Genomic DNA, 26,787 nt, shown 5'->3' with positions numbered 1-26,787 from the left:
TTGAGTGGCGCCGGGTCGGTGGGACGTGGTCCGGCGAATCCGGCGCCGCCGTACGGCGAGGGTCGGGTACTACGACCGGGGGTGTAGTCGGAGCGACATCCGCGAGGGGACGCGAGGCCCGGCGGAGATCGAAACGCTGGGGTCATGCGAATGAGGTCGGCGTTCCCGCTGTGTACCGTCGTCATCGCCCTCCTGCAGGGCGGCCCGGCGCAGGCGCAAGCGGCGCGAGATATCCAGCGGCCCACCGTGCACACCGCCCAGGGCACCTTGCGCGGGGCCATCGGCTCCGACGTGCGGACCTTCTCCGGCATCCCGTACGCGGCGCCGCCGACCGGTACGCGGCGGTGGCGTCCGCCGGGTCCCGCGCCGGTGTGGACAGGAGTGCGCGACGCCACGAAGCCCGGCAGCCCCTGCCCCCAGCTGAACGGCGAGGCTCCCGGCGCGCCGCCCAAGTTGGTCGGCGGCGAGGACTGCCTCTTCCTCAACGTGACCACGCCCGCCACTCGCCCCTCCAGGTCGCTTCCCGTCATGGTCTGGTTCCACGGCGGCGGGTTCGTTCAGGGCGCGGGCAGTGCATACGACGCGACCCGGCTGACCGGCCAGGGGAAGGTCATCACGGTGACCCTCAACTACCGGCTGGGGGCCCTGGGCCATCTCGCCCACCGGGACCTGCGAGATCCCTATGCGGGCAACTACGCGCTCGCCGACCAGCAGGCCGCGCTGCGCTGGGTGAGACGCAACATCGGCGCCTTCGGCGGCGACCCCGCCAACGTCACGATCTTCGGCGAGTCGGCCGGCGGTTTCAGCGTGTGCGCCCATCTCGCGGCCCGCGGATCGCGCGGTCTGTTCGACAAGGCGATCGTGCAGAGCGGCCCATGCGGCAACGACTTCGTCACCCTTCCGCGGGCCCAGGCGCGCGCCCAGAGACTCGCCGCCGACCTCGGCTGTACGACCGACGTTCTCGCCTGCCTGCGAGCCAAGCCCGCGGCGGATCTGGCGCCCATCGGCTCCGACGAGATCTTCACCGCGACCGCCCGCATCGGCGACATGCCGTGGATCTTCACCGCGGGCACGTCCGCGCTCCCGCTGCAACCGCTGGACGCGCTGCGCCGGGGACGCGCCGCGCAGGTCCCTCTGATCCAGGGGGGCACCCGTGACGAGATGCGTCCCTTCGTCGCGGTGCAGTTCGACGCGCAGGGCCGGCCCGTGACGGCGCAGCAGTACCCGCGGATAACCGCCGACCTCTTCGGCGAGGACGCGAAGGCCGTACTCGATCGCTATCCGCTCACCCGTTTCCGCACACCCAGCCTGGCACTGGCCACCGTCCTCGGCGACTGGGGTCGCAAGCTCGGCGCCTGCTCCCAGCTTCCGGCGGCCGACGCGGCGGCCCGCCGTACGCCCGTCTACGAGTTCGAATTCGCCGAAGACTCGGCACAGGAGATCCTCGGCTTCCCGCTCGGCGCCTCGCACGGCAGCGACGTGCCCTACCTCCTGGACGGACCGGCCGGCGCGAATCCCACGAACCCGGCGAAGCAGGAGCTGTCCCGCGACATGATCGCCTACTGGACGCGCTTCGCCGCGACCGGCGACCCCAACCGACCCGGGCTACCGCGTTGGCCCGCCTATCACTCCGGCGGGACCGCGCTCTCGCTCGCTTCCGGCCCGAACGGCATCCGGCCGGTGGACCTCGCCGCAGCCCATGACTGCGCCTTCTGGAACGGCCGCTGAATCACCGAAGAAGGAGATTCCCCGTGGACCCGGGACGTGTCCCCCACAACAAGAAGCGGCCACCGCGCGTGCGCCTCATGGTCGCCGGAGGTAAGCCCCGCACCCTGCGGGCGGCGCTGCGGACCCCGCCGTGGCGCAAAGCCCTGCGGGCGATACATGTGATCACGTCGGTGGGGTTGCTCGGCGCCGACGCCGCCGCCCTCACCCTCGCCATCGCCGGGTGGTGGGGGGCCGCTCCGATGACGATCTATCCGGCCGCGCACCTGATCGGCTCGGCGGTCATCCTGCCGCTGGCGTTGCTCTCTCTCGTCCTCGGCCTCGCCTTGGGGCTGCTCACCCCGTGGGGAGTCCTGCGGCACTGGTGGGTGCTCGGCAAGCTGGTCCTCAACACCGCCGGCGCCGTGCTGGCGGTGTTCGTCCTCGTGCCCACCCTGGACGCCGCCGCCGCGACGGCACTCGCCGGGCATGCTCCCGCCGACACGTTCGGCCTCGTCGAGAACTCCGGCGGCGCGACCTGCGTGCTGGTCGTGATCACCCTGCTCAGCGTGTACAAACCGTTCGGCCGCACCCCTTGGTCACGCCCCCTCCCCGGCCGCTGACCCGGGGCACGTCCGTCGACGGCACGGACCCCGGTCACGGTCGGCGGTGGCGCCACCGCCGGCCGTTCCTGTCGTCGTCCGGCAGGCGATCAGGACTTGAAGGCAGGACCCCACGCATGCCAGTTGTCGATCTCGATCCAGGCGCTGACCCGCGGTCGTTCGCGGTTCGGATACGGCTCACCCGTGTAATGACGGGAGAGACGGTCGATGTCCTCCAGGTTCGGATCATCCTCCAGCGACACCACCCGCCCCTGCAGGCTGATGTGGTTGTACCAACTGTCGGAATCCAACACGGTCAGCGAGACGCGCGGGTCAACACGCAGGTAGTCCAGGCGCTTGCGCTGGGCGTCCATGTTGACCAGCACCCTCCCGTCCTCCCACAGGTACCAGGTGGCCACGGAGACAGGCGCGCCGTCCGTCCGGACCGTGCTGATCACACACGGATGCGGGAGGGCGAGCGCCGCGACGAGGTGCTCGGGCAGAGCTTCACGGGACATGAACGGAAGCCTCCATCAGCGTCGAAGATCGAAGGCAGGCCGATGCTACCGGCCGCGAGCTTCGCGCTCCGCGAACCGCCACCGTCACCGTCACCGCCACTCAAGCGTGCTGTCGGCGCACCATCTCGGTGATCCAGATGGGCGCGAACGGAGACGTACAGCCCGGAGGGGTCGGATAGTCCTTGAGCACCTCCAGGCGCTCACCGATGTCGATCGCACGGGCGCGGTGCTCGGCGTGCTCGATCCCGATCTGAGCCAGGCAGTGGTTCATCTCCCACTGCAGGCGATACGGGGCGTCTTTCATCTCCGCCTCGATGATGTCGAGTAGCCCTCCGAGGTCGAGGTCCTCGGGCTTCCTCGTCACGCGTTCGGCGGTCAGCGCCCAGCCGGCACTCGCGACCACCGCGTCCGGATCGGCGAACCACGCCAGGCGCAGTTCCTCGGAGTGCGGGTTCTTCTTCACCACATAGTTCACGAGCCAGTCGCGCACCTTGGGCGCGTGCGCCTCGCGCACCATGACGTCCAACTCGTCACGCCCGAACGCCTTCGGGCGGCAGATCAGGATCGCGAGCAGTCTCGCCGCGGTGTCGTCGGTCTCCCAGAGCCGGCACGCGAGTTCGTGCTGCACCTTCAGCCGCTTCGCGAGCGCGCGCAGCTTGCCGAGGTTCACCCCGTGATCGTCACCGCGTCTCTCGTTCACCTCGCGTATCTTCGGGTCCTCGAGCTCGGCCAACTCGGCCAACACCTCGGCCACCCTCGTCTCACTCAGCGTCGTGTCGGTCACCGCGGCTCCTGTCCATCACCGGCGAGTTCACCCTACGCAGGAAGTCCGCCTGCTGTTAGTGCATACCGGTTCACCGGCGACCGCCCCGCCTGGGTGACCGGCTCGCGGAGGGGTGAGAAAGTGACGGCATGTCTGACGGGGCGGAATCCACGGTGTGTCTCACGTTCGACTTCGATGCGATCTCCTCATGGTTGGCGCGTGGGCAGGCGTCGCCTGGGCCGGTCTCGCGCGGGGAGTTCGGGGCGCACGCAGTGCCCCGCATCCTCAAGATGCTGCGCGAACGCGCGATCACCGCCACGTTCTTCATACCGGGGCACACCGTCGAGACCTATCCCGAGCAGTGCGCCGCGATCGCCGAGGCGGGGCACGAGATCGGTCTGCACGGCTACCTCCACGAACCGGTCTCGAAGCTGGACCCGGAGACGGAGCTCGCGACGGCGCGCCGGGCCCGTGACGCGATCCGCGAGGTGACCGGCTATGAGGCCGTGGGGAACCGCACTCCGAGCTGGGACTTCACCACCTCGACCGTCGACGTGCTGCTGGAGGTGGGCTGCGAGTACGACTCCAGCCTCATGGCGGCCGATCACACCCCGTACTACGCGCGGCGCGGGGACGTGGCCGCCACCGACGGCCCCTACCGGTTCGGCCCGCCCACCTCGCTGGTCGAACTGCCGGTGGCGTGGTCCCTGGACGACTACCCCTACTTCGAGTTCCGGTCGACCGACAGCGGGATTCTTCCCGGGTTGCGCAGGCCGGACGACGTCTTCGCGAACTTCCTCGACGACATCGACTACATGCTGCGCGAGGAGCCCGGCGGGGTGTGCGTGCTCACCTTCCACCCACAGGTGATCGGCCGTGGCCATCGCATGCTGGGTTTGGAACGCCTGTTGGACGCCTGCCTTGAGCGGCCGCTGGCGTTCCGCACGTGCCTGGAGACGGCTCGCGCGTTCAGGTCGGCGACGGGAGGAGAGCCGGAAGAGGCCACGTGAGGGCCGGAACAGGGCGGCTCGTGATCTCCCGCTGGACGGGACATCGTCTGCCGCCGTGCGACGGTCCACCTCGCTTTCCGCCCAGGGCGCGAAGCGGTCAGATGCCGCGCATGCGGAGGACGTGGAGGGCGAGGGTGAGGTTGAGGCGAAGATGGGCGTCTTCGGTGAAGTTGCCCAGCATGCGTTCGAGTTTGCCGATGCGGTAGCGCAGGGTGTTGTAGTGGAAGTGCAGGCGGCGGGCGGTCTCGGCGACGTTCAGGTTGGTCTCCAGGAGCACCTGCAGCGTGCGGCGCAGGTCGGCGTTCTCGGCGTCGTCGTCGGAGGCGAGCGGGCCGAGGGTCTCCTTGACGAAGGCGTGCAGCTCGGCGGTGTCGTTGACCAGTGAGAGCAGCCGGTAGACGCCGAGCTGGTCGAAGTGGGCGACCGCGCCCGGCCCGTGGAGCTGGCGGCCGACGCGCGCCGCCTTGAGCGCCTGGCCGTAGGCGTCGGGCAGCGAGTCGGCGCCCTGGGCGACCCTGCTCATGCCGGTGGCGAAGGTCGCGGGCCGGCAGTCGGCGAAGGACGCCACGGCGTCCTTCGCCAGGCGCGCCATGTCGACGCCCGAGCCGACGACGGCGACGACCTCGTGGGAGAAACCGGCCACGGCCCCGTTCGCGTCGTGGCGGCGCAGCGCGGTGACCCAGGCGGCGAGCAGCCGGTCGGGCGGGATGTCCCACTCGGGGTCGATCTCGGCGACGAGCACGCCGACGGGCCGTTCGAGGTCCCATCCGAACGCCCGGGCGCGGGCGGCGATGCGCGGCCCGCCGCGGCCGGTGAGGACGTCGCGCAGGAAGTCGGCCCGGTACTTGCTCTCGACGGCGGTGACGGCCTCCTGCCGGGTGATGACCAGGGCGGCGACCGTGGCCGCGCGCTCGAGGATGCCGATGTCGCCGTCGCGCAGGACCCCGGTGGGGCTGTGGGCGACGATGCGCCCGTGGTGGTGGCCGCCCGCGACGACGGGGACGACGGTGTGGTCGCCGCCGGACACCGCGGGCGCGGCGCGCAGCGCGGCCTCGTCCCCCGCCGCCGAAAGGATGTGCCCGGAGGGATCGACCACGGCCACGGCCACGTCGAGCAGCCCGGCGACCTCGGCGACGACCTCGCTCAGCCCGCCGCCGGCGAGCACGATCTGCACGAGGGCCTTGTGCGCCTCCTCGGTGCGGGCGAGCAGCGCGGCCTGGCGGTTGAGGATGTCGGTGAGGACCTGGTTGAGGATGTCGTCGAAGCCGACGTCGTTGGGCAGCAGGATGAGCGGGAAGCCGAGCCGGTCGGCCTGCTCGACCATCTCGGCGGGCAGTTCGTCGACGTACCGGCCGAGCTTGATGCCGAGCGCCGCCAGGCCGCGCTCGTCGAGGTCGGCCACGAGCCTGCCGAGCGACTGGGGGGTGTTGCGCAGCGGGTATCCGGTGGTGAGCAGCAGCTCATGGGGTTTGACCCAGGCAAGGATGTCGGGGACCTCCATGACGTTGAGCCGCTGGACGATGCGGTCCAGGCCCTTCTCGCCGCCGATCAGGCGGGCTCCGGCCAGGGTGGAGACGCCGAGCACCTCTCCCACGGAGATGCCGTGAATGATGGTGCCCGTGGAGGCCGAACGCATCGCCGGGGGTGATGGGTCAGCAGTCATGGTCATGCTCCAGGGTGAAACGCCTTTTCAGTGATTCTGACGGAACACTTCTCCTGTCAACAAGAGCCAACTACAAGCAGAAGTGTTGTCAGCTTTCTCCGTACGTCGGGCTTCGGGACCGTTCTACGTTCTCCCCAGACTCGCGGGGAGGCCGAGTAGTGACAGTGGGGACACGCACATCGATCCGACACCGCCCGTCGGCGCCGTCCACGGTGTTCGGGGCGGCGAGCACGGCGTTGCGCCCTGCGCTGGAGTCGCCGCGGCGGCCGGCCAGGGTGCTGGCGGCCTTCCCGCTCGGCCTCTACCTGGAGATCCGCACCGACATCGAGCCGCTGGTGGTTGCCGTCGTCGCCGGCGACGCCACCCGGCTGCCGAACGCCGTGGTGGTGGGCGATCCCTTACCCGTGGTCTCCGGCGGCGACGAGGCCGCCGTGGGCGACGGCTGCGTCGAGATCGGCCGCGTCACCGTGCACGTACGCCGCTGGTGGGATCCGGCTCCCGCGCTCGGGCCCGTGGGCCTGGACCGGGTGGCGGCGGCGCTGCCCGCGTTCGGCGAGGTGTGCCGGGCCGCGGGCAGGCAGCCCGGCCTCGATCCGGAGGGCGCGGGCGCCCTGCTGGCCGAAGGCTGCGCCTCGGGCTCGCTGCTGAGCGCCATCACGGCCGCCGAGCGCCTGATGGGACTCGGCCCCGGCCTGACGCCCAGCGGCGACGACATGCTCGCGGGCATGCTGGTCGCGCTGCGGCGCCTCGGTGGGGCGGCGGGCGTGGAGCGGGCGGTGTGGCTGGCCGACTGGCTGGCGGCGACGGTGGCCTTCGACGCGCGCACGCGCACCACGCCGATCTCGGCGACCCTGCTGCACTGCGCCGCGCAGGGCCAGGCGTGCGCGGAGGCGCTCGCCGTGCTGCGCGCGGTGGCGGGCCACCAGTCGCTGGAGCCGGCGGTGCGCGGGCTGCTGCGGCTCGGCCACACCTCCGGGGCCGATCTGGCCTGGGGGCTGCGGGCCGGCATGGCGGCGGTGCTGCGCCTCGGCGGCGCGGCTCCGTACGCGGACGATTCACCACAGCGATAGACGAGCACCGGCCGGCGGCGGGCACGGCCCCGAGCGCCGGAACCGGCAACCGGTCGGCCGGTCGGCGGTCGGTCGGCCGGTCGGCGGTCAGTCGGTCGGCGGTCAGCCGGTCGGCGGTCGTTCAGTCGGCCGGCGGTCGGCCGGTCGGCGGTCAGCCGGCGGCGTCATCGGCGCGGGGTCGGGACGACCGGACGACCACGTGCCACAGAGCCTGTCAGAAACCGTGTGAGAAAACGCCTGAGATGCGGTGAGCGAGCATTGAGAGTAGAGCGGACGTCATGCGAGGGGCGGTGAGCGACCGTTGACGACGAGCACCGATCGGGTCGAAGTGCGCGCCGGGCTCTATCACGACTCGGTGAGCCTGATGCGTGTCAGCCAGGCGCTGAGCTCGCGCCCGGGCGTCACCGTCGCCGTGGTGGCCATGGCCACCGGCCTGAACGTCGAACTGGCCAGGGACGCCGGCTTCGCGGTCCCCGCGGCCGGTCCCACCGACCTGCTGGTGGCCGTCCGCGCCGAGAGCGCGGACGCGCTGGAGGACGCCGCCGAGGAGCTCGACCGGCAGTTCGCCGCGCTCGCCAGGGGCGGGCGGGCGGCGGACGCGCCCGGTGAGAGCCCGCCACGCACCACACGCGCCGCGGCCCGGGCGTGGGACGCCTCGCTCGTGCTGGTGTCGGTCCCCGGCGAGCACGCCTTCGCCGAGGCCATGGACGCCGTCGAGGCCGGCCTGTCGGTCATGATCTTCAGCGACAACGTGCCCGTGGAGCAGGAGGTCCTGCTCAAACGCCGGGCGCGGGAGCGCGGCGTGCTGGTCATGGGCCCCGACTGCGGCACCGCCGTCGTCGGCGGCGCCGGGCTCGGCTTCGCCAACGTGCTGCGTCCCGGGCCGGTCGGCGTGGTGGCCGCGTCCGGCACCGGCGCCCAGCAGGTGACGTGCCTGCTCGACCACGCGGGCACGGGCGTGAGCCACGTCCTGGGGGTCGGCGGCAGAGACCTGTCCTCGGCGGTCGCCGGGGCCTCCACCCTGGCGGCGCTGTCCGCCCTGGACGCCGACCCTGCCACCGAGCTCATCGTGCTGATCTCCAAGCCCCCGGCCCCCGAGGTGGCCGAGGTCGTGCGCCGGGCCGTCGACGGGCTGTCCACCCCGGTCGTCACCGCCCTGCTCGGCCCCGGCCAGGACGATCTGACCGCCGCCACCGAGAAGGCCCTGCGCGCCCTCGGCGTGCCGGTCCCCGAATGGCCCTGCTGGACCACGCCGCAGCAGGCCCGCGACGCCGGGCTGCGCGGGCTGTACTCCGGCGGCACCCTGTGCGCCGAGGCGGGCATCATCGCGGGCGACGGGGCGTTCACCGACTTCGGCGACGACGAGTACACCCTGGGCCGCCCGCACCCGATGATCGACCCCACGGTGCGCCTGGAGGCGCTCGAACGGGCCTCCGGCGTCGTTCTGCTCGACGTGGTCCTCGGCCACGCCGCCGACCCCGACCCCTCGGCCCGGCTGGCCCCCGCGATCGCCCGGGCGGCCGGGCGGGGCGCTGCCGTGGTCGTGGCCCTGGTCGGCACCGGCTCCGACCCGCAGGGGCTGCACCGGCAGGCCGGCGCCCTGGTCGAGGCCGGGGCGTCGGTCTTCACCTCCAACGCGGCGGCCGCCCGGCACGCCGCGAGCCTGGTCAGGAGGGCACTGTGAGGCTGTCCATGCTCGACGGCGAGCCCCGGGTGATCACCGTGGGCGCCGCGGTGCTGGCCGAGTCGCTCGACCAGCAGGCCGTCCCGCGCCTCGGCGTCGACTGGCGGCCGCCGCTGCCGGGCACGTCGCAGGCCCTGGCGAAGGTCCTGGCCGACCCCCGCCGCGAGCGGGCGAACGAGGTCGCCGTCGGCCGGCTGCTGTCGGCCCGGCCCCGGCTGGTCGGGGTGCGCCCGGCCCGCGAGGTGCTCGACCTGCCGCCCCGCACGTTCCTGCACGCCGGGCCGCCCATCGAGTGGGAACGTGCCTCGGGGCCGATGCGCGGCGCGCTCATCGGGGCCGCCGTCTTCGAGGGCCTGGCCGCGGACGCCGAGGAGGCCGAGCGCCTGCTGGTCTCGGGCGGCGTCCGGCTCGACCCCTGTCACCACCACCGCACCGTGGGCCCCATGGCGGGCGTGGTGAGCCCGTCGATGTGGATGTTCGAGGTCGTCGACGAGGAGCACGGCGGCACGGCCTACTGCTCGCTGAACGAGGGCCTGGGCAAGGTGCTGCGCTACGGCGCCTACGGGCCCGAGGTGGTCGAGCGGCTGCGCTGGATGGGCGAGGTCCTCGGCCCGGTGCTCGCGGCGGCCCTGGCGCTCACCGGCCCGGTCGACCTGCGCTCGCTCATCGCCCAGGCGCTGCAGATGGGCGACGAACTGCACAACCGCAACCGCGCCGCCACCTCCCTGTTCGCCCGCGAGCTCGCGCCGTCGGTCGTGGACGCCTCACCCGCGCACGCCGCCTCGGTGCTGCGCTTCATCAACGGCAACGACCACTTCTTCCTCAACGCCGGCATGGCCGCCGGCAAGGTCAGCGCGGACGCGGCGCGCGGCGTCCCGGGGTCGTCGCTGGTGGTGGCCATGGCGCGCAACGGCACCGACTTCGGCATCCAGGTGTCCGGGCTGGGCGACCGGTGGTTCACCGGCCCCGCGGGGGTGCCGGACGGCCTCTACCTGGGCGCCTACGGGCCCGATGACGCCAACCCCGACATCGGCGACTCCACGATCACCGAGACCTCGGGCCTCGGCGGGTTCGCGATGGCCGCCGCTCCGGCGATCGTCCGCTTCGTCGGCGGGGACGTGTCGGACGCCGTCGCGGCGACCCGCTCGATGTACGAGATCACGCTGGCCGAGCATCCCGCCTACCAGATTCCCGGGCTCGGCTTCCGGGGCACGCCCACGGGCATCGACGTGGCTCTGGTGGCCCGCACCGGGCGGCTTCCTGTGGTCAACACCGGCATCGCGGGCCGGGTGGCGGGGACGGGGCAGGTCGGAGCGGGTCTGGTCACTCCGCCGGCCGAGGCGTTCACCAAGGCGCTGGCGGCCCTTGTTGAACTTTAAAGGAAGACCGAATTCCCATTGACCCTTCTTTGACCCTAATATCAGTGGCCAGTCTCACAGTCCAGATGATGCCGATGATCTTTACATGATCCATAACTGGGGATATGACGCGGACGAGCGTGAATTGGGGACCGCGGTATGACGACCGATGGCGCGGTCGGGAGGGCGCCCTCCATGGCCGAGGGTAGGAGCCCCCTGGGGGATGCCGGCGTCGCGCCGGAGGGGCAGGGGCGACTGGTGGGCCGGCGATACCGCCTGCTCTCGCCGGTCGGCCGCGGCGGCATGGGCATGGTGTGGCATGCCCATGACGTGCTGCTCGACCGCGACGTCGCGGTGAAGGAGCTGATCCTGCCCTTCGGGCTGGACAGCGCGGGCAAGCAGGTCGCCCACCGGCGCATGCTGCGCGAGGCGCGCTCGGCCGCCCGGCTGAGCCATCCCGGCATCGTCACCGTCCACGACGTCGTCGAGGAGGACGGCCGTCCCTGGATCGTCATGGAGCTGGTGCGCGCCTGGTCGCTGGAGCAGGCCGTGCGCCAGAGCGGGCCGCTGCCGGTCGTCCAGGCCGCCGAGATCGGCATCCGTGTGCTCGACGCGCTGCGCCACGCGCACGCCGCCGGCATCCTGCACCGTGACGTCAAGCCGGGCAACGTGCTGCTGACCGCCGACCGCGTCGTGCTGACCGACTTCGGCATCGCCGCCATCGAGGGCGACGTCACGATCACGCAGACCGGCCTGCTCATGGGCTCGCCCGCCTACATCCCGCCGGAGCGGCTTCAGGGCCGCCCGATCACCCACGCGGCCGACCTGTGGTCGTTCGGCGCCACGCTGTACGCCGCCGTGGAGGGCCGCCCGCCGTACGAGGGGCCCGACGCGGTGGCGGTGCTCGGCGCCGTGCTGACCCAGGAGCCCAACCGCCCGCAGCGCGCCGGCGCGCTGCTGCCGGTCATCGAGGGGTTGCTGCGCAAGAACCCCGCCGACCGCATGCCCGCCGCGCAGGCCGCCGACCTGCTCGAAAGGGTGCTGCGCACCCACGGCTCCGGGCTGCCGCTGCGGGGCGGCGAGCGGCCGAGCGCCGTCCTGCCGGCGCAGAACGAGACCACGCCGGTGCACATGTTGCCCCCGCTGGACACCCCCTCCGGGCCGATGCCCTCGCGCATCATCGAGACTCCGTCAGGCCCGGTGCGCGTGCCCGTCGACCGCAACGCCGCGGCCCAGGCGGGCGACCGTCCCGACCTGATCCAGCCCGGCGGCACCGGCCCGCACAGCGCGCCCTCTCCCGCCCGGCCCGGGTACGACGCGTTCGCGAGCCCGTCGGGCGGGCGGCCCAACCCCTACGACGCGCTGCGCAGCCCCTCCGGCGCGCACCCGTTCGACCCGGGCAGGGACGCGACCGGCCCCCGGCCCAACCCGTACGACGCGCTGCGCAGCCCTTCGGGCCCGCAGCCCGACCCTTATGACGCCCTGAGAAGCGGCTCGGGCGCGCAGCCGGCGGGCCCGTACGACGCGCTCAGAAGCGGCTCGGGCGCGCAGCCCGCGGGCCCGTACGACGCCTTGAGAAGCGGCTCCGGGTCGCAACCGGCGGGGCCCTACGACGCGCTGAGAAGCGGCTCCGGGCCACAGCCCGCCGGCCCGTACGACGCGCTCAGGAGCGGCTCCGGGTCGCAACCGGCGGGGCCCTACGACGCACTCGAGAGTGGCTCGGGGGCGCAGCCCGCCGATCGGTACGACGTCCTGCGCGGCGCCTCGGGGCCGCAGCCGGCCGACCCCTACGACGCGCTCAGGAGCCCGTCGGGCGCGCAGCCCGGCGGCTCGTACGACGCGCTGCGCAGCCCGTCCGGCCCCCAGACGGGGGCGCGTCCCGGCGGCCCCAGGCCCGACCCCTACGACGCGCTGAGAGGCCCTTCGGGGCCGCAGACGGGCGACGGGTACGACGCGCTGCGTCCCCCCGATCACCCGTCGGGGCCCTACGCCGCGCTGAGCGAGCTGTCCGGCGCCGACCCGGGCAAGGAGTCCCTGGTCGCGGGGACGCCGGGGTCGCGGGTCTGGCCGCCCAGCGCCTCGCCGAACCTCGCCGCCGAGCTGGCCAAGGACCTCGCCGGCGGCGACCCGTTCCCCGGTCCCGGCGGCAGGCCCTCGGACGAGCGACCGGAGGGCGGCTCGTACGGGCGCGGTCGCCGGAGCAGGCCCGAGAACGACCAGGACGACGACGCCCGCGAGGGCCGCTCCCCCGTGCTGCTCGTGCTCGCGGGCATCGGGGTCATCGGCGTGGTGGCGGCGCTGCTGTTCGTGCTGTGGCCCGCCGGGTCCCCCTCCGATGACAACGTCGCGGCCCCGCTGGTGACTTCAGGCGGCGACACCGCCGCGGCCTCGCCGGCGCCCGTCGAGAGCGCCGACACCCTCGACGCCCCGGCGATCCCCGACGGGTACCGCACGCAGACCGCCGCCGGGGTGTCGGTGTCGATCCCCAAGGACTGGACGACGTCCGCCTCCGACGCGGCGGTGACCTACACCGGGCCGAAGAACACCGGGCGGCGCATCCAGATCAAGCGGGTCGCCCCGACCGGCGACGACGGCCTGGACCTGCTCACCAAGGCCAAGGACGAGGCCACGCTCACCGACTACGCCCAGACCCGGCTGGAGTCCTCCGCGCTCGGCGACGGCAAGTGGCAGGGCAGCGTCTGGGAGTACACCTACACGGCGCTCACCAACGTCACCACGCACGCGGTGACGCGGTACGTGGCGCTGGACGACAAGTCGGCCTACGAGGTGACCTTCACCGCCCCGGACGCCGAGTGGGACGAACCGGACAACAGGCAGGCCATGTCCGTCCTGTGGAGCAGCTTCAAGCCGGCCGGCTGACCCGGGACTCCCGGGCTCCCGGCGGCACGACCCGGGAGCCCACCAACGGCGGCCCCACGTCAAGCACCGCCCGCACGACCCGTGACCCTGCCGACGGGGCGGACGGTCAGGCGCCACCGGCCGGCGGGAGCGGGGTGAGCGGGATGGTGATCTCGTCCTCCAGCGGCGGCTGGATCTCCTGAGGGCGGCAGCCGGTCGCCGCGAAGCAGCGGATCTTCAGCACGCCGGCCTCGACGGACACGTGCAGGAAGCTCTTGAAGAACGGCGGGGTGTCCCAGTCGGACAGCTCGGAGAACCACCGGTGGAAGGTGCGTCCCACCGGCAGGCGGAACGGCATCGAACGGCCGCCGAGCAGCCTTGCGGCCCACTTCATCCGCGCCGTGATGGGCGGCACGGGTTCGGCCACACCCACGCCACCGCCCGCCCCGCCGGCCCCGCCGGCCGTGCTCGCGGCGTCCGCCGCGCGCCCCGCCGTGCCGCCGTCAGCCGCCGTGACCGCGCCGCCGGTCATGCCCGCGCCGCTCGCCATTCCCGCGTCCACGACCGTGCTCGCGCCGGTCGCCGGGGGGACGGGGTCGCCGGCCGTGCCGTCGCCGGTGCCGACCGGGCGCGGGGGCAGGTTGCCGATCTGGTCGGACATCAGCACCAGGCCCTCGTCGGGCGTGAGGTACAGCCAGCGCATGCCGTACCGCTCGCTGTAGAGCTTGCTGTAGAACGACAGCGAATCACCGCGCAGCGGGTAGCACTTGAAGTCGTCCTCGTGCACACCGCCGACGTCGACGCGCGGGATGGTGTGGGTGGCGTGCATGAACGCCCCTCCGCCGCCGGCCACGATGTACTGGATGACACGGTCACCGACGCGCACCGGGTAGCGCTGGTAGTTGTGGGTGTCCCCGCCGATCGCGGCCACGTAGTTGAAGGCCGGGTCGCGGACGATCTCGTCCACCGTGCCGCCGCCCTCGATCGGGCAGGGGTGGTGGTCGTTGCGGTCGTAGATCGGCTTGCCGGTGATCAGCACCTTGGGGCGGGGGTCGGCGGAGACCCGCCGCAGCCAGGCGCCCTGGTCGCGGTCGATGGTGCCGCGGATGCCGGTGTCGATGCCCACCAGCAGCAGGCCCGGCAGGTCGATCACCCAGTACGGACCGGGCTGCGTCGCCCGCTGGCCGGGCAGGGAGCGACGGCGGCGCGCTTCGGCCAGACGCGGCTCGTCGATGGCCTGCGGCCGCTTCCACAGCAGTCCGCGCAGGCCGGAGGGTGAGAAGGAGAACCCGCGGCGCTCGGCCTGGAGCGCCGGGGCGTCGCAGAACACCCGCATGAACCCGCCCAGCCCGTCGTACCAGTCGTGGTTGCCGGGAATCGCGTAGATGGGGCCGGGATAGTCCTTGTACGCGCGGAAGAACTTGTCGTCGTACTCGTTGCCCGATCCGGTGGGGTAGATCACGTCGCTGGCGATGACGGCGAACGACGTGCCCGCGCCGACGTTGAGCATGCCGGGGACGACGGCGTACTGCGAGGCGTCGCCCTCGCCGGTGTCGCCGAGCAGCAGGAAGCTGTAGTCGGGCCCGGGGTCGATCGCGATGCGGCGGTCAGGGTCGGCGCCCTGGCCGGCGCGGGAGGCCATCCACCGCCGGCGCACCTCGTTGGACGGGTCGCCGAACAGCTGGGCCAGGACCTCGTTGCGCGAGCGGATCAGCGTCGCGATCTTGAGCCACGAGAACGACCTGGTGTCGGGACGCAACTCCTGGAACGTGCCGACCTCCTGGCAGGACCATCCGGCGCCCTCTTCGGAGACCCGGGACGACGCCCGCCTGCCGCGCTCGGCCGCCCGATCGACATCCACCATGTCCCCCATCTTTCCGGATCATGCTGGACGGCGCGGCGGAATCGCCGACCGGAATGGACCGGGACACAACGGGCCGCCGCAAAACGAGAGGCGCCCACGACCGGACCGATCCGCCCCCGGCGAACCGGAGGCCGGGCCGCCCCGGACCGCGGCGACCCGGGACCGAGCACGACGCGGGACCGAGTGCGACGCGGGACCCAGCGGTCCCCGGGACCGGACGGGATGCCGGGATCGTGCAGGAATCGGGATCGGGCAGGACCTCGTACCGCACGGAACCCGGGGACCGGCCGGGACCCGCGAACCGAGCGGCACCCCCGGACCGAGCGGGACCCGCGAACCGAGCGGCACCCCCGGACCGAGCGGGACCCAGGACCCGAGCGGCTTCCCCGGATCAGGACCCAGGACCCGGGAGGAGGGGTGGCGGGGTCAGGGGATGAGGATGCCGGGGTTGAGGATGCCGGCCGGGTCCAGGCGTTGCTTGACGGCGCGCAGGATCTCCACCCCGAGCTCGCCGATCTCCTCCGCGTAGGCGGCGCGGTGGTCGGTGCCGACCCCGTGGTGGTGGGAGATGGTGCCGCCGGCCAGCACGATGGCCTCGTTGACCGCCCGCTTGGCGGTGGCCCACTGCCCCACCGGGTCGTCGCTCTGCGCGGCGACCACGGTGAAGTACAGCGAGGCGCCGGTCGCGTACACGTGGGACAGGTGGCACATCACCAGCGGGGCGGCGGCCTCGCCGACGGGGTCGGCCGGGCCGAGGGCCACGCTGAGCACCAGCCGCACGGCGTCGTACAGCCGCGGGATGCCCGACCAGAAGCACGCCGTCTCCAGCGTCTCCACCGTCGCACCGGCCGACAGCAAGGCGTCGCGCAGGTACGGGGCGGCGAAACGGCCGTGCGCCCACGCCTCGCCCGGCTCGGGACCGAGGTAGACGCCGCCGAGCGACGACAGCGTGCCGGCAGTGCGCTCGCGGCGGTGGGCGACGTCGTCGTCCTCCCCCTCGTACCCCAGGATGGCCAGGCAGCCGGCGTCGGCCTGGACCCCGCCGATCTCGCCGGGCTTGGCCAGGCCCACCATGGTCTCGGTCTCGTCCGACAGGCGCAGCACGGTCGGCGTCGGCCCGTCCTGCGCCAGGCGCCGCAGCGCCGCCGTGCCGGCCTTGAACGAGGCGAACCGCCAGCCCTCGTACACCTTCGCGACCGGCGCCCGCCGCACCCGCAGCCGCAGCGAGGTGATGACCCCGAAGGCGCCCTCGGAGCCGAGGACGAGCTGGCGCAGGTCGGGCCCGGCGGCCGACTTCGGGGCGCGGCCGAACTCCAGCGTGCCGCGCGGGGTGGCGACGGTCACGCCGACCACCATGTCGTCGAACCGGCCGTACCCGGCGGAGGCCTGGCCGCTGGACCTGGCCGCCGCGAAGCCGCCGAGGGTGGCGTACTCGTAGGACTGCGGGAAGTGCCCGAGGGTGAGCCCGTGACCGGCCAGGAGCTGCTCGGCCTGCGGGGCGCGCAGGCCCGGCTCCAGCTCGGCGATCATGGACTCGGTGTCCACCGACACCAGGCGGTCGAGCCGGGCGAGGTCCAGGGCCACCACGCCGGCGAAGCCCCGGCGGTCGGCGGCGAGCCCGCCGACGACCGAGGTTCCCCCGCCGAACGGCACCACGGCGACCTGGTGGCGCTCGCAGACGCGCAGCACCTCCAGCACCTCCTCGTGCGAGCCGGGCAGCAGCACGGCGTCCGGGGCCTGCGACCCGTCGCCGGCGCGCATGCGCAGCAGGTCGGGGGTGGACTTGCCCCGCGTGTGGCGGATGCGCGTGTCGTCGTCGAAGCGCACGTGGTCGGCCCCGACGGCCTTGCGCAGGTCGGCCAGCACCAGCGGCGACAGGGCCACCGGCCCCAGCCTGACCTCGCCGAAGCTCGCCGGGGGCGCGACGGGCTCGCGGACGCCGAGCAGCTCGCGCAGGAGCTTGCGGACGGACTGCGGCAGCTCGGCGGCCTTGGCGGGGTCGCCCCAGCCGGACCAGAGCATCGGTTCGGCTGCGGTCTTGGGAGTTTCCACGCCCTACACTGTGACACGCCCGGCCGTGGCATCCCGGCGGGCGCCCCTCTCGGAGGTGCCGCACCGTGACGATCTCCCCCGGCTCCCCCGGCTCCCCCGGCTCCGGCTCCCCCCGCTCCGGCTCCGGCTCCCCCGGCTCCCCCGGCTCCGGCTCCCCCCGCTCCGGCTCCGGCTCCTCCGGCTCTCGGGGCTCCCGGCCCTGGTCTCCGTCCGCGGGTGTGGTGCCCGGTTCGTCGCTGAACGCGGCGCGGCGGGCGCGCGAGCTGGCGGAGGCGCGCGAGAGGGTCGTCGACCTGCTGGTCGTGGGGCTCGGCGCGACCGGCGCCGGGGTGGCTCTCGACGCGGCGTCCCGGGGGCTGTCGGTCGTGGCCATCGACGCCCATGATCTGGCGTTCGGCACCTCCCGGTGGAGCTCCAAGATGATCCACGGAGGGCTCCGCTACCTGGCCAAGGGGCAGGTGGGCGTGGCGTGGGAGAGCGCGGTCGAACGGGGGGCGCTGCTCGCGCGCACGGCCCCGCACCTGGTGCGCGCCCAGCCGTACCTGCTGCCGCTGACGCCGGAGGTCTCCCCCGCCCAGGCCGCGACCCTGATGACCGGGTACCGTCTCGGCGACCTGCTGCGGGCCTCGGCCGGAACCCCGCGCGCGCTGCTGCCCGGCCCCTCCACGGTGACCCCGGCCCGCGCCCGCGCCCTGTTCCCGGCGCTGCGCCCCGGGGGCCTGCGCGGCGGGCTCGCCTCGTTCGACGGCCGGGTGATCGATGACGCCCGGCTGGTGGTCGCCATCGCGCGCACGGCCGCCGCCCACGGCGCGCTCGTGCTCACCCGGTGCCGCGCCCTGTCGCTGCGCGGCGACGGCGCCGAGGTGCGCGACGAGCTGTCCGGCGAGGTCTTCGCGATCCGCGCGCGAAAGGTCGTCAACGCGGCGGGCGTGTGGGCCGGAGAGCTTTCCCCGTCGGTGCGGTTGCGGCCCTCCCGGGGGACGCACCTGGTGCTGCGCCCGGGCGTCCTCGGCGCGCCGCGGGCGAGCCTGCACGTGCCGATCCCGGGACGGGGCGCGCGGTTCGCGCTCGTGCTGCCCCAGGCCGACGGCCGGGTGTACGTGGGGCTGACCGACGAGCCGCTGGACGGGCCGGTCCCGGACGTCGCCGAGGCGCCCGAGGCCGACATCGCCTTCCTGCTGGACGTGCTGAACTCCGTCCTGGCGACGCCCGTGTCCCGCGGGGACGTGGCGGGCGCCTACGCGGGCCTGAGGCCGCTGCTGGGCGGCGATGGGCGCACGGCCGACCTCTCTCGAAGGCACGCGGTCGTCGCGGCTCCTGACGGCGTTCTGACCGTCGTCGGAGGCAAGCTGACCACCTACCGGCGCATGGCGCAGGACGCCGTCGACGCCGCGTTCCCCGACGCCCCGCCGAGCCCCACGGCGCGGCTGCCCCTCGTCGGTGCGCCCTTGCCGGGCGGCGGCACGCCCGGCTTCGACGCCGCGGGCGGGCCGCCGCGGCGGCTGGTGGAGCGCTACGGGGCGGAGGCGGAGGCGGTGCACGCCCTGGCCGGGCGGGACCCGGCGTGGGCCGAGACGCTGCCGCTCGGCGTGACCGTCGCCGAGCTGGTGTGGGCGGTGCGGCACGAGGGGGCGCTCGACGCCGGCGACCTGCTCGACCGGCGCACCCGCATCGGGCTGGTGGCGGACGACCGCGCCGCCGCCCTCCCCGCCGCCGAACGCGTCCTGCGCGACCACGCGGAGCGGACCGCCTCCGGCTGAGGCCACCGGCGAGCCCCCGGGGCGGACCCCCGGCCGAGCCGAGCGTCCCGGCCGAGCGGCCTGTCGGGATGCCGGCTCGGGGTGTCAGGCGAGGTTGCCGCGCGGAGGTGGCGGTTAACGCGTCACGGTCCGACGACGCAAGCGGACCGAAGAAATCGGTCCGTGATGAATCTCACACCGACAAAGCCGTATATGTCCTCCCGAATCGGACACCGGGCGTACCTGACCCCTCGCATGAAGGGTTCAACGCCGTTAGGTTAGTCTTACCTAAGTGATCGGGGAGGAAGCGTGACGACAGAGCGGGCACGGGGGTGTGACCACCCCGCGGGCTGCCATACGGGCGGGGTGCCGGTGCTCGCCAGCGCCACCACCGGCGCGCGGTTCTGGCTGCTCGTCGAGCATTCCGGTCCTTGGGCCTCCCATCTTCCCGACTGCGAGCTGCCCGAGGCGGTCCACGCGCTCATCCGGCGCGCGGCCGATCTGGGCGTGCGCGCCCAGCTCATCCGCCGTCCGCTGCACCGCCGCGCCGCTCCGGGCCCGGTCCACGTCATGGTCGCCGACAGCACGGCCGAGGTCCCGTGGCTGGCCGAGGGCCACTTCGACGACCCGAGCGATCTTGACCTGGGATCTCTTGTGCGCGGAGTGGTTCCGGAGTCCTGCATACTGGTGAAGGAGCCGGTGTTCCTGGTCTGCACGCATGCCAGGCGCAACGCGTGTTGTGCCCGCATTGGCCTTCCCATCGCGCGGGTTTTGGGTGAGAGCCAGCCGGGAAGAGTGTGGGAAACCACTCATGTGGGCGGCGATCGCTACGCCGCCAACCTCGTGTGCTTGCCACACGGGCTTTACTACGGCAGCATGTCTCAGGCTGCCGCGATCGCGGCGGCAAACGCGTACCGGCACGGCGAGATCGTTCTCGACCGTTTCCGGGGACGCGCGGGCATCCCTGAGCCATCGCAGGCCGCCGAGCATTTCGTCCGGGTACAAACGGGCGAGCTCTCGGTAGGCGGAGTGGCCGTGGAATCCACCAGGTCGGACGGTGACGTCACCGAGGCGATTGTGCGCCACGGGGACGTCCGGTTCCGGGTTGTGGTCGAGCGCGCGGCGTTCACGCCGTGCGGTACGGCGTGCGCCGACACGATCGCGACCTACAGGCTGGCGGCGCTGGAGCTTTTCCGGTGCGGCACGCCCGTTCTGACCTGAGGCTCCGACGGAGCCGGGAACACCGCGGCCTATCACGGCGTTGGAACGAGGGACGCCATATGCGTCCAATGCGGCACAAACACGAAATACCTCTCACCTACTCACCTAAGGTGGTTTCTCATGTCTCAGGTACGTCGGCAGATCGCCCGCCCGCGCCCCAGCTGGGGTTGGCAGGATGACGCCGCGTGCCGGGGAGAGGACCTTGTGCTGTTCTTCGGCCCTGACGGCGAGCGTCAGCCGGAGCGCGACATCCGTGAGCGCAAGGCCAAGGCCATCTGCGCCCAGTGCCCCGTCCGTGCGGAGTGCCTCGACTACGCCCTTTCACGTCCCGAGAAGTACGGCACGTGGGGTGGGCTCAACGAGGACGAGCGGGCGTCCGAGCGCCGTCGGCGCATGCGGCGTGCCGCCAGCGCGGGCATCAGTGCTGCCTGACCCTCCACCGGCATGATCCCTCCAGCATGATCATGCGGCTTTTCCGCTCCTGTACGCCTCCAGGGCCGCAATTGCCGCATGATCGTGCGGATGCCCTTCCCCCGGAAGGCATTTCCCGCTCCACAGCCCCCTGACAAGGGCACCCCCTCGCGAAGCATCGCTCTGGCGGGGGCGCCGCGCCGCCGCCCCCGCCGAGCCTCGCTCCCTGCGCTCCAGCGTGACGCCACCGCTCGACGCGAGCACTTCCACGAGCGTCCAGACCTCACCGCTCGACACCGCTCGACGAGCCTCCCGCTCCAGTCCCGGATCGTCACCGCTCACGTCTCAGCAGGGCCAGGACGTCGGCGTCGGTGAGCTGGTCGAAGCGCTGGTACCACTGTCCGACAGCGTAGAAGCCCGCCGGTGTGGCGAGGGCGACGACCTGGTCGGCCTCCTCGCCGAGCGCCTTCACCGTCCGCGACGATCCCACCGGCACGGCGAGCACCAGCCGGCGCGGCCCGCTCGCCCGCACGGCGCGCAGAGCCGCCCGCGCGGTTCCCCCCGTGGCAAGCCCGTCGTCCACGACCACGACGTCCCTCCCCGCGGTGACGGGCGGCGGCCGATCACCGCGATAGGCCCTGACCCTCCTGGCCAGCTCGGCCCGCTCGCGCGCGACGATGGGCTCCAGCTCCTCGACGGTGGTCGTGAGCTGGGACAGCAGATCGGCGTCGAACACCGGCTCGCCGCCCTCGGCGATCGCCCCCATGCCCAGCTCCGGCTGCCAGGGGTGGCCGATCTTGCGGGTCACCAGGACCTCCAGCGGCACACCGAGGCGTTCGGCGACCGGCGCCGCCACCGCCACGCCTCCGCGCGGCAGGGCGAGCACGACCGGATCGGACAGACCGGCCTCGGCCAGCGCGTCCGCGAGCAGGACCCCCGCCTCCGCCCTGTCGGCGAAGGGCAGGAAGACCCCCCTGCCAGCGCCCATACCTCCAACCTACGCCTGGACCGACCTACGCCTGACCGCCGTCCCGAGGAGAGGCCCTCCCCGGCCAGGGGCGGCCCGTCGGGGTTAGTGGTCCGGATGCGAGGGGCCCACCCCAGCGGAGGGCGGCCCGCCCCCGTCCTGCGGGGCGGACCGCCGTGGGCCGAGGGCGGCCACAGGGATCAGGGGCGTCCCCGGCCGCGCACCGACTTGTGGATGATCTTCCACTTGCGCGTCTCCTCCGCGCGGAGCCGGGCGTCGCCGCGCCTGGCCATCCACGCGGCCTCGCGCTGGAGCTTGCGCCAGCTCTCCAGGCGGCGCTCGGGCAGCTCGCCCGACTCCAGCGCCGACAGGACCGCGCAGCCGGGCTCGCTCTGGTGCCCGCAGTCACCGAAGCGGCAGCTCTCCGCCAGTTCTTCGATGTCGGAGAACACCAGGTCGACGCCCTGGCTCATCTCGTACAGACCCACCCGGCGGATGCCGGGCGTGTCGATGATCAGGCCGCCGCCGGCGAGCGGGATCAGCTCACGGTGCACCGTGGTGTGCCGGCCCCGGCCGTCGCCCGCGCGGACCTGCTGGGTCTCCATGACCTGCTCGCCCGCCAGCGCGTTGACCAGCGTGGACTTTCCCGCGCCCGACGCCCCGAGGATCACCGAGGTGCGGGAACCGGCGAGGTGGTCGCGTACGACCTCCACCCCCTCGCCGGTGATCGAGCAGACGGCGTGCAGGTCCACCCCGGGCGCCGCGGCGGCCACGTCGTCCAGCAGACCGGCCAGGTGCTCGCCGACCAGGTCGGCCTTGGTGATCAGGACGACGGGCCGCGCCCCGCTCTCCCAGGCCAGCGCGAGCAGGCGCTCGACCCGGCCGAGGTCGGCGAAGTCGGTGGCGTGCAGGGCCGGCTCGGCGACGAACACCACATCGACGTTGGCGGCCAGCACCTGCCCCTGGGAGTCGCCGGACAGCCCGCCCCGCGAGTCGCGGCCCACCCCGCCGCGGACCAGGCTGGTCCTGCGGGGCAGGACCGCCTGCAGCTCGTGGCGGCCCTCGGGCAGCCGGGTGAGCGCGGCCCAGTCGCCCACGCAGGGAAGGGCGACGGGGTCGGCCGCCGCCGCGCGGCGCAGCGGGGCGGCGTACTGGGCGTGGTGGTGGCCGTCGGCGGTGATGACGTCGGCGGCCCCGCGGTCGACGCGGGCCACGCGGGCGGGGACGGCGCCGCCCGGAAGATCTGCGGCCAGGGACTCGTCCCAGCCCAGAGAGGAAAGATCATGACCTGAGGCGGTCAACTGAGGCACCTTTCGAAGACCGGGCGCCTCGCGGCTTCAGCGCGCGACGGCCACCCGGAGGGAATCGGACACGGGCATGCCTAGAAAGACCCGCATGATCCTCACCTCCCGCCGAATGATGCCGCCGTCCCACAACGGCGAAGCCGGGCCCACCATATCGCGGGCCCGGCTCACCAGGGCAACACATTTAACCTCCGGCGCCGCGCGGCGCCGGAGGGCGGCTCAGCTCAGCCCGGGGGCCGGGAACTTGGCGGTGAGCTCGCTGACCTCGCCGTGGACGCGGGCGATGACCTCCTCGGCGTCGCCCTTGGCCAGAGCGGTGACGACCTCGTCCATCCACGCGCCGATCTGCCGCATCTCGCTCTCGCCCATGCCGCGGCTGGTGATCGACGGGGTGCCGATGCGCAGGCCGGAGGGGTCGAAGGGCTTGCGCGGGTCGAACGGCACGGTGTTGTAGTTGGTCTCCAGCCCGGCCCGGTCGAGGGCCTGCGCGGCCGGCTTGCCCGCGACGCCCTTGGAGGTCAGGTCGATCAGGATGAGGTGGTTGTCGGTGCCGCCCGAGACCAGCTCGAAGCCGCGGCCCGCCAGCTCCTCCGCCAGCGCCTTGGCGTTGCGGACGACCTGGTGGGCGTAGGTCTTGAAGTCCTCGCCCGACGCCTCGCGCAGCGCGACGGCGATGGCGGCGGTGGTGTGGTTGTGCGGGCCGCCCTGCAGGCCCGGGAACACGGCCTTGTTCAGCGCCTTGGCGTGCTCGTCGTCGGTGGCCATCAGCATGGCGCCGCGCGGGCCGCGCAGCGTCTTGTGCGTGGTGGTGGAGATGACGTCGGCGTGCCCCACCGGCGAGGGGTGGGCGCCGCCGGCGACCAGGCCCGCGATGTGGGCGATGTCGGCGGCCAGGACGGCGCCGACCTCCCGGGCGACCTCGGCGAAGGCCGGGAAGTCGATGGTGCGCGGGATGGCGGTGCCGCCGCAGAAGATGAGCTTGGGACGGTGCTCGAGGGCGAGCGCGCGCACCTCGTCCATGTCGATGCGGCCGGTGTCCTGCCGCACGCCGTACCTGACCGGGGTGAACCACTTGCCGGTGGCCGAGACCGACCAGCCGTGGGTGAGGTGGCCGCCGAAGGGCAGGCCCATGCCCATGACGGTGTCGCCCGGGTTCAGGAAGGCCATGTAGATGGCGAGGTTCGCCGGGGAGCCGGAGTACGGCTGCACATTGGCGTGGTTCACGCCGAACAACGACTTGGCGCGCTCGATGGCCAGGGTCTCGATCTGGTCGATCACCTGCTGGCCCTCGTAGTAGCGCTTACCGGCGTAGCCCTCGGAGTACTTGTTGGTGAGAACGGTGCCGGTGGCCTCGAGAACGGCCCGGGAGACGTAGTTCTCCGAGGGGATCAGCTTGACGGTGTCGGCCTGACGGCGTTCCTCCGCTCTGATCAACTCGGCGATCTCCGGGTCGACGTCCGCAAGAGAACTCATGGCCCTACCCTTCGTTGGCTCCGGCGGAGACCCAGGCGCCCGGCCTCCGACCTCTTCGCTCCCTGGTGGTAGCCCCCACCCAGACGCGCCGGTCACGTCGCGTTCCGACGGTTAGACGATAGCGGACTCGCCGTTTCTGCCGAGCCCGCCACCCGGCCACGACCGGTCGACCTCGGCGTTGAGCGTGGCCCCGATGAGCACCGCCAGCGCCGTGATGTAGAGCCACAGCAGCACGGCGATGGGCGCGGCCAGCGAACCGTAGATCGACAGCGGCGTGAACCACGCGGCCAGCACCTCGCGCAGGACCGCCGCGCAGGCGATCCAGATCACCAGCGCCAGCACCGCCCCGGGCACCTCGCGCCACCAGCGGGTGCGCACCGGCACGCTCACGTGGTACAGCAGCGTGAGCACCAGCACCGACCCGATGGTGACCACCGGCCAGTACAGCACGCTCACCAGGCCGCTGTACTGCGGCAGCGCGTTGGACAGGATCGTCGGCCCGACCACCAGCACGGGGATGACGATCAGGCCGATGAGCAGCGCCGCCAGGTACAGGCCGAAGGACAGGATGCGCGTGCGGATGATGCCGCGGGTCTCCCCGAGCCCGTAGGCGATGGAGATCAGGTCGACGTAGACGAACAGGGCGCGCGAGCCCGACCACAGCGCGAGCAGGAAGCCCACGGAGATGAGCGACACCTGGCCGCCGCGCAGCACGTCGTCCAGCAGCGGCCGCACCACGCGCTCGATGGTGTTGCCGGTGAACAGCAGCTGCGACTGCCGCAGCACCCACCCGCGGGTCTCGGCCACGGTGCCGGGGCCGAGGATGCCGCTCATGTGCCCGAGCAGGCCGATGAGCCCGAGGACGAACGGGGGCAGCGACAGCAGGGCGAAGAACGCCGCCTCCCCGGCCAGGCCGGTGACGCGGAAGTTGAACCCGGCCACGGTGGTCGCGCGCACCAGCGCCCACAGCCGCGTCTCGCGCAGGCTGCCCCAGGTCTTGGACCCGCGCACGGCGGAGAGCCCGGCGGCGGCGTTCCGCTTGGCCCGGGACCTGACCAACCTCCAGCGGGGCGTGCGGCCGGAGGGACCGGGCGACCTGGCAGGAGCGCCGGTGGACGTCATGGCATCCAAAGGTATTCGCAACATGGCCCTACCACGACCCCACCGTGTAACGATCTCCTTGCGTGGCGTCTACCCCGTGAAGTGCCGTCCTATCTGTCCCGGCATGGGCGACCTTCAATGGTATCCGGCGCATTTCCGGAAACGGTGGTGAAAGCGCAGGTCAACGGCCGTTCAAGTCTCGCGAGGTCGCAACAAGAATCAGCCGTCCAGCGCGATGGCGTTCTTGGCCAGGTCGACGGACTCCTGGGAGGCGGGGCCGCCCGGGTTCTCGGTGGCCAGCGCCTGGTTGCGCTCGGCGAAGGGGCGCATGCGCCGCTCGTACCGGGCGAACGCCCGCCGGTGGTCGCCGTCGGCCGCGGCGAGCTCGGCCGCCAGGACGTACGCGCCCACCAGGGCGAGGCTGGTGCCCTGGCCCGACAACGGCGAGGCGCAGTAGCCGGCATCGCCGGCCAAGGTGATCCGCCCGCGCGACCAGGACGGCAGGTGGATCTGGGCCATCGCGTCGAAATAGAAGTCGGGCGCCTTCCACATGGCCGAGAGCAGCCGCGGGATCTCCCAGCGCATGCCGCCGAGCCGCTCGGCGAGGATCCGGCGCTGCGCGTCGAGGTCGCGGTGGTCGAAGGCGAGCGGCTCGGAGGCGAACCCCAGGTTGACCCGCAGCTCGGTGTTGCCACGGGCCGGGTAGATCCCGCCGCCGGCGTCGCCGTCGCGGATCCACACCTGCCAGTCCGCGAGGTCCAGCAGGTTCTCGGCGGTGAAGACGGCCACGTACATCCCGAGGTGGCGGGTGAAGCCCGCCTCCGGGCCGAACGCGAGCCGCCGCACGGTGGAGTGCAGCCCGTCCGCGCCGATCACCAGGTCGAAGGTGCGCGGCGCGGCTCGCTCGAACTCCACGCGGACGCCGTGCTCGTCCTGCTCCAGCGCGGCGATCGAGTCGCCGAACAGGTACTCGGTGCTCGCGGCGGTCCGCTCGTACAGCAGCCCGGTGAGGTCCTCCCTGAGCACCTCGATGTCGTCGCCGTCCAGCGGGCCGCTGCTGTAGGTGTGCTCGGTCGTGCGCATGATCTCCGCGCCGTCGCCGTCGAGCACGGACATGCCGCGCATCCGGGTGCGCACGCGGCGCAGCGGCTCCAGCATGTCCATGCGCTCGGCCACGTCGAGCGCCACGCCGCGGACGTCGATCGCCTGGCCGCCGGGACGCGGCGCGGGCGCGCGCTCGACCACGGTCGGGGTGAGGCCGTGGCGGTGCAGCCAGTACGCCAGCGCCGGCCCGGCGACGCTCGCCCCGGAGATGAGCACGGTGGTCATCTGATGTCTCCTCGTCATGTCGTCACGTTGTACGCGAAGGTGAATGTACAACGTACGCATGAGAACATACAAGCCCGTCACCTGGGATTATGTAC

The 26,787-nt window shown here is 73.0% G+C and carries 20 protein-coding genes; 10 read left to right on the top strand and 10 right to left on the bottom strand.

The features are described 5' to 3' along the window. Positions 1 to 144: 144 nt before the first annotated feature. Positions 145 to 1,728, top strand: a complete 1,584-nt coding sequence (locus ABZT47_RS11275) for a carboxylesterase family protein (RefSeq protein WP_354839015.1) — start codon at positions 145 to 147, stop codon at positions 1,726 to 1,728. Between the two features lie 23 nt (positions 1,729 to 1,751). After that, positions 1,752 to 2,327 carry a hypothetical protein gene (locus ABZT47_RS11270; protein WP_354839012.1) on the top strand — a complete coding sequence of 192 codons (576 nt, stop codon included), beginning with the start codon at positions 1,752 to 1,754 and terminating at the stop codon, positions 2,325 to 2,327. Positions 2,328 to 2,416: 89 nt separating this feature from the next. On the opposite strand, the gene ABZT47_RS11265 is transcribed toward ABZT47_RS11270, so the two are convergent. Then, entirely contained in the window at positions 2,417 to 2,824 is a 408-nt protein-coding gene (locus ABZT47_RS11265; protein ID WP_354839009.1) for a PPOX class F420-dependent oxidoreductase, read from the bottom strand. A gap of 100 nt (positions 2,825 to 2,924) precedes the next feature. After that, positions 2,925 to 3,593, bottom strand: coding sequence for a DNA alkylation repair protein (locus tag ABZT47_RS11260; RefSeq protein ID WP_354839723.1), 669 nt, complete (start codon positions 3,591 to 3,593; stop codon positions 2,925 to 2,927). Between the two features lie 143 nt (positions 3,594 to 3,736). Between ABZT47_RS11260 and ABZT47_RS11255 the strand changes: the two genes are divergently transcribed. Beyond that, positions 3,737 to 4,597, top strand: coding sequence for a polysaccharide deacetylase (locus ABZT47_RS11255; RefSeq protein ID WP_354839006.1), 861 nt, complete (start codon positions 3,737 to 3,739; stop codon positions 4,595 to 4,597). Between the two features lie 97 nt (positions 4,598 to 4,694). Here ABZT47_RS11255 and ABZT47_RS11250 read toward each other — a convergent pair whose 3' ends face one another. Next, positions 4,695 to 6,260, bottom strand: a complete 1,566-nt coding sequence (locus tag ABZT47_RS11250; RefSeq protein WP_354839003.1) for a PucR family transcriptional regulator ligand-binding domain-containing protein — start codon at positions 6,258 to 6,260, stop codon at positions 4,695 to 4,697. Positions 6,261 to 6,424: 164 nt separating this feature from the next. Between ABZT47_RS11250 and ABZT47_RS11245 the strand changes: the two genes are divergently transcribed. The 4 genes from ABZT47_RS11245 to ABZT47_RS11230 all read left to right on the top strand — a co-directional run bounded on the left by ABZT47_RS11245 (position 6,425) and on the right by ABZT47_RS11230 (position 13,252). After that, positions 6,425 to 7,330, top strand: a complete 906-nt coding sequence (locus tag ABZT47_RS11245) for a DUF2877 domain-containing protein (protein WP_354839000.1) — start codon at positions 6,425 to 6,427, stop codon at positions 7,328 to 7,330. Positions 7,331 to 7,694: 364 nt separating this feature from the next. After that, positions 7,695 to 9,014, top strand: a complete 1,320-nt coding sequence (locus ABZT47_RS11240) for an FdrA family protein (protein WP_354839720.1) — start codon at positions 7,695 to 7,697, stop codon at positions 9,012 to 9,014. Continuing rightward, positions 9,011 to 10,393 carry a DUF1116 domain-containing protein gene (locus tag ABZT47_RS11235; protein ID WP_354838997.1) on the top strand — a complete coding sequence of 461 codons (1,383 nt, stop codon included), beginning with the start codon at positions 9,011 to 9,013 and terminating at the stop codon, positions 10,391 to 10,393. Before ABZT47_RS11240 ends, ABZT47_RS11235 begins: the two co-directional genes overlap by 4 nt. A 174-nt stretch (positions 10,394 to 10,567) precedes the next feature. Continuing rightward, positions 10,568 to 13,252 carry a protein kinase gene (locus tag ABZT47_RS11230; RefSeq protein WP_354838994.1) on the top strand — a complete coding sequence of 895 codons (2,685 nt, stop codon included), beginning with the start codon at positions 10,568 to 10,570 and terminating at the stop codon, positions 13,250 to 13,252. Between the two features lie 106 nt (positions 13,253 to 13,358). Here ABZT47_RS11230 and ABZT47_RS11225 read toward each other — a convergent pair whose 3' ends face one another. Further along, complete coding sequence (locus ABZT47_RS11225) at positions 13,359 to 15,095, bottom strand: metallophosphoesterase (protein ID WP_354838991.1); 1,737 nt, start codon at positions 15,093 to 15,095, stop codon at positions 13,359 to 13,361. 426 nt (positions 15,096 to 15,521) lie between these two features. Beyond that, a complete protein-coding gene (locus ABZT47_RS11220; protein WP_354839717.1) occupies positions 15,522 to 17,117 on the bottom strand; it encodes an FAD-binding oxidoreductase in 1,596 nt (531 codons plus the stop codon). A gap of 248 nt (positions 17,118 to 17,365) precedes the next feature. On the opposite strand from ABZT47_RS11220, the gene ABZT47_RS11215 reads away from it, so the two are divergent. From ABZT47_RS11215 to ABZT47_RS11205, 3 genes are all read left to right on the top strand, one after another. After that, the gene (locus tag ABZT47_RS11215; protein ID WP_354839714.1) at positions 17,366 to 18,907 is read left to right on the top strand and encodes a glycerol-3-phosphate dehydrogenase/oxidase; all 1,542 of its coding nucleotides are present in this window, start codon (positions 17,366 to 17,368) and stop codon (positions 18,905 to 18,907) included. Between the two features lie 345 nt (positions 18,908 to 19,252). Then, entirely contained in the window at positions 19,253 to 20,107 is an 855-nt protein-coding gene (locus ABZT47_RS11210) for a sucrase ferredoxin (protein ID WP_354838988.1), read from the top strand. Between the two features lie 120 nt (positions 20,108 to 20,227). After that, positions 20,228 to 20,539, top strand: coding sequence for a WhiB family transcriptional regulator (locus tag ABZT47_RS11205; RefSeq protein WP_093171423.1), 312 nt, complete (start codon positions 20,228 to 20,230; stop codon positions 20,537 to 20,539). A 310-nt stretch (positions 20,540 to 20,849) separates the two neighbouring features. Here ABZT47_RS11205 and ABZT47_RS11200 read toward each other — a convergent pair whose 3' ends face one another. From ABZT47_RS11200 to ABZT47_RS11180, 5 genes are all read right to left on the bottom strand, one after another. Further along, positions 20,850 to 21,506 (bottom strand): phosphoribosyltransferase family protein, encoded by a 657-nt coding sequence (locus ABZT47_RS11200; RefSeq protein ID WP_354838983.1) that lies wholly within the window; start codon positions 21,504 to 21,506, stop codon positions 20,850 to 20,852. Between the two features lie 179 nt (positions 21,507 to 21,685). Next, positions 21,686 to 22,786: a ribosome small subunit-dependent GTPase A gene (gene rsgA, locus ABZT47_RS11195; protein WP_354838980.1), complete on the bottom strand. Its 1,101-nt coding sequence runs from the start codon at positions 22,784 to 22,786 to the stop codon at positions 21,686 to 21,688. 222 nt (positions 22,787 to 23,008) lie between these two features. Then, positions 23,009 to 24,262, bottom strand: a complete 1,254-nt coding sequence (glyA, locus tag ABZT47_RS11190) for a serine hydroxymethyltransferase (RefSeq protein WP_354838977.1) — start codon at positions 24,260 to 24,262, stop codon at positions 23,009 to 23,011. A gap of 111 nt (positions 24,263 to 24,373) precedes the next feature. Beyond that, positions 24,374 to 25,384, bottom strand: coding sequence for a YihY/virulence factor BrkB family protein (locus ABZT47_RS11185; protein ID WP_354838974.1), 1,011 nt, complete (start codon positions 25,382 to 25,384; stop codon positions 24,374 to 24,376). Between the two features lie 198 nt (positions 25,385 to 25,582). Beyond that, a complete protein-coding gene (locus tag ABZT47_RS11180; protein ID WP_354838971.1) occupies positions 25,583 to 26,692 on the bottom strand; it encodes an FAD-dependent monooxygenase in 1,110 nt (369 codons plus the stop codon). Between the last annotated feature and the right edge of the window lie 95 nt (positions 26,693 to 26,787).

The organism is Sphaerisporangium sp. NPDC005289 (genome assembly GCF_040607455.1).
GTDB lineage: Bacteria > Actinomycetota > Actinomycetes > Streptosporangiales > Streptosporangiaceae > Sphaerisporangium > Sphaerisporangium rhizosphaerae.
The sequence above is the reverse complement of the archived record's forward strand: the minus strand, read 5'-3'. Positions and strand labels throughout refer to the sequence as shown.

Coding starts and splice junctions, on each gene's coding strand:
- ABZT47_RS11275 (WP_354839015.1), top strand. CDS start 145: ATGCGAATGAGGTCGGCGTTCCCGCTGTGTACCGTCGTCATCGCCCTC.
- ABZT47_RS11265 (WP_354839009.1), bottom strand. CDS start 2,824: ATGTCCCGTGAAGCTCTGCCCGAGCACCTCGTCGCGGCGCTCGCCCTC.
- ABZT47_RS11255 (WP_354839006.1), top strand. CDS start 3,737: ATGTCTGACGGGGCGGAATCCACGGTGTGTCTCACGTTCGACTTCGAT.
- ABZT47_RS11250 (WP_354839003.1), bottom strand. CDS start 6,260: ATGACTGCTGACCCATCACCCCCGGCGATGCGTTCGGCCTCCACGGGC.
- ABZT47_RS11240 (WP_354839720.1), top strand. CDS start 7,695: ATGCGTGTCAGCCAGGCGCTGAGCTCGCGCCCGGGCGTCACCGTCGCC.
- ABZT47_RS11230 (WP_354838994.1), top strand. CDS start 10,568: ATGGCCGAGGGTAGGAGCCCCCTGGGGGATGCCGGCGTCGCGCCGGAG.
- ABZT47_RS11225 (WP_354838991.1), bottom strand. CDS start 15,095: ATGGTGGATGTCGATCGGGCGGCCGAGCGCGGCAGGCGGGCGTCGTCC.
- ABZT47_RS11220 (WP_354839717.1), bottom strand. CDS start 17,117: ATGCTCTGGTCCGGCTGGGGCGACCCCGCCAAGGCCGCCGAGCTGCCG.
- ABZT47_RS11205 (WP_093171423.1), top strand. CDS start 20,228: ATGTCTCAGGTACGTCGGCAGATCGCCCGCCCGCGCCCCAGCTGGGGT.
- ABZT47_RS11200 (WP_354838983.1), bottom strand. CDS start 21,506: ATGGGCGCTGGCAGGGGGGTCTTCCTGCCCTTCGCCGACAGGGCGGAG.
- glyA (WP_354838977.1), bottom strand. CDS start 24,262: ATGAGTTCTCTTGCGGACGTCGACCCGGAGATCGCCGAGTTGATCAGA.
- ABZT47_RS11185 (WP_354838974.1), bottom strand. CDS start 25,384: ATGACGTCCACCGGCGCTCCTGCCAGGTCGCCCGGTCCCTCCGGCCGC.
- ABZT47_RS11180 (WP_354838971.1), bottom strand. CDS start 26,692: ATGACCACCGTGCTCATCTCCGGGGCGAGCGTCGCCGGGCCGGCGCTG.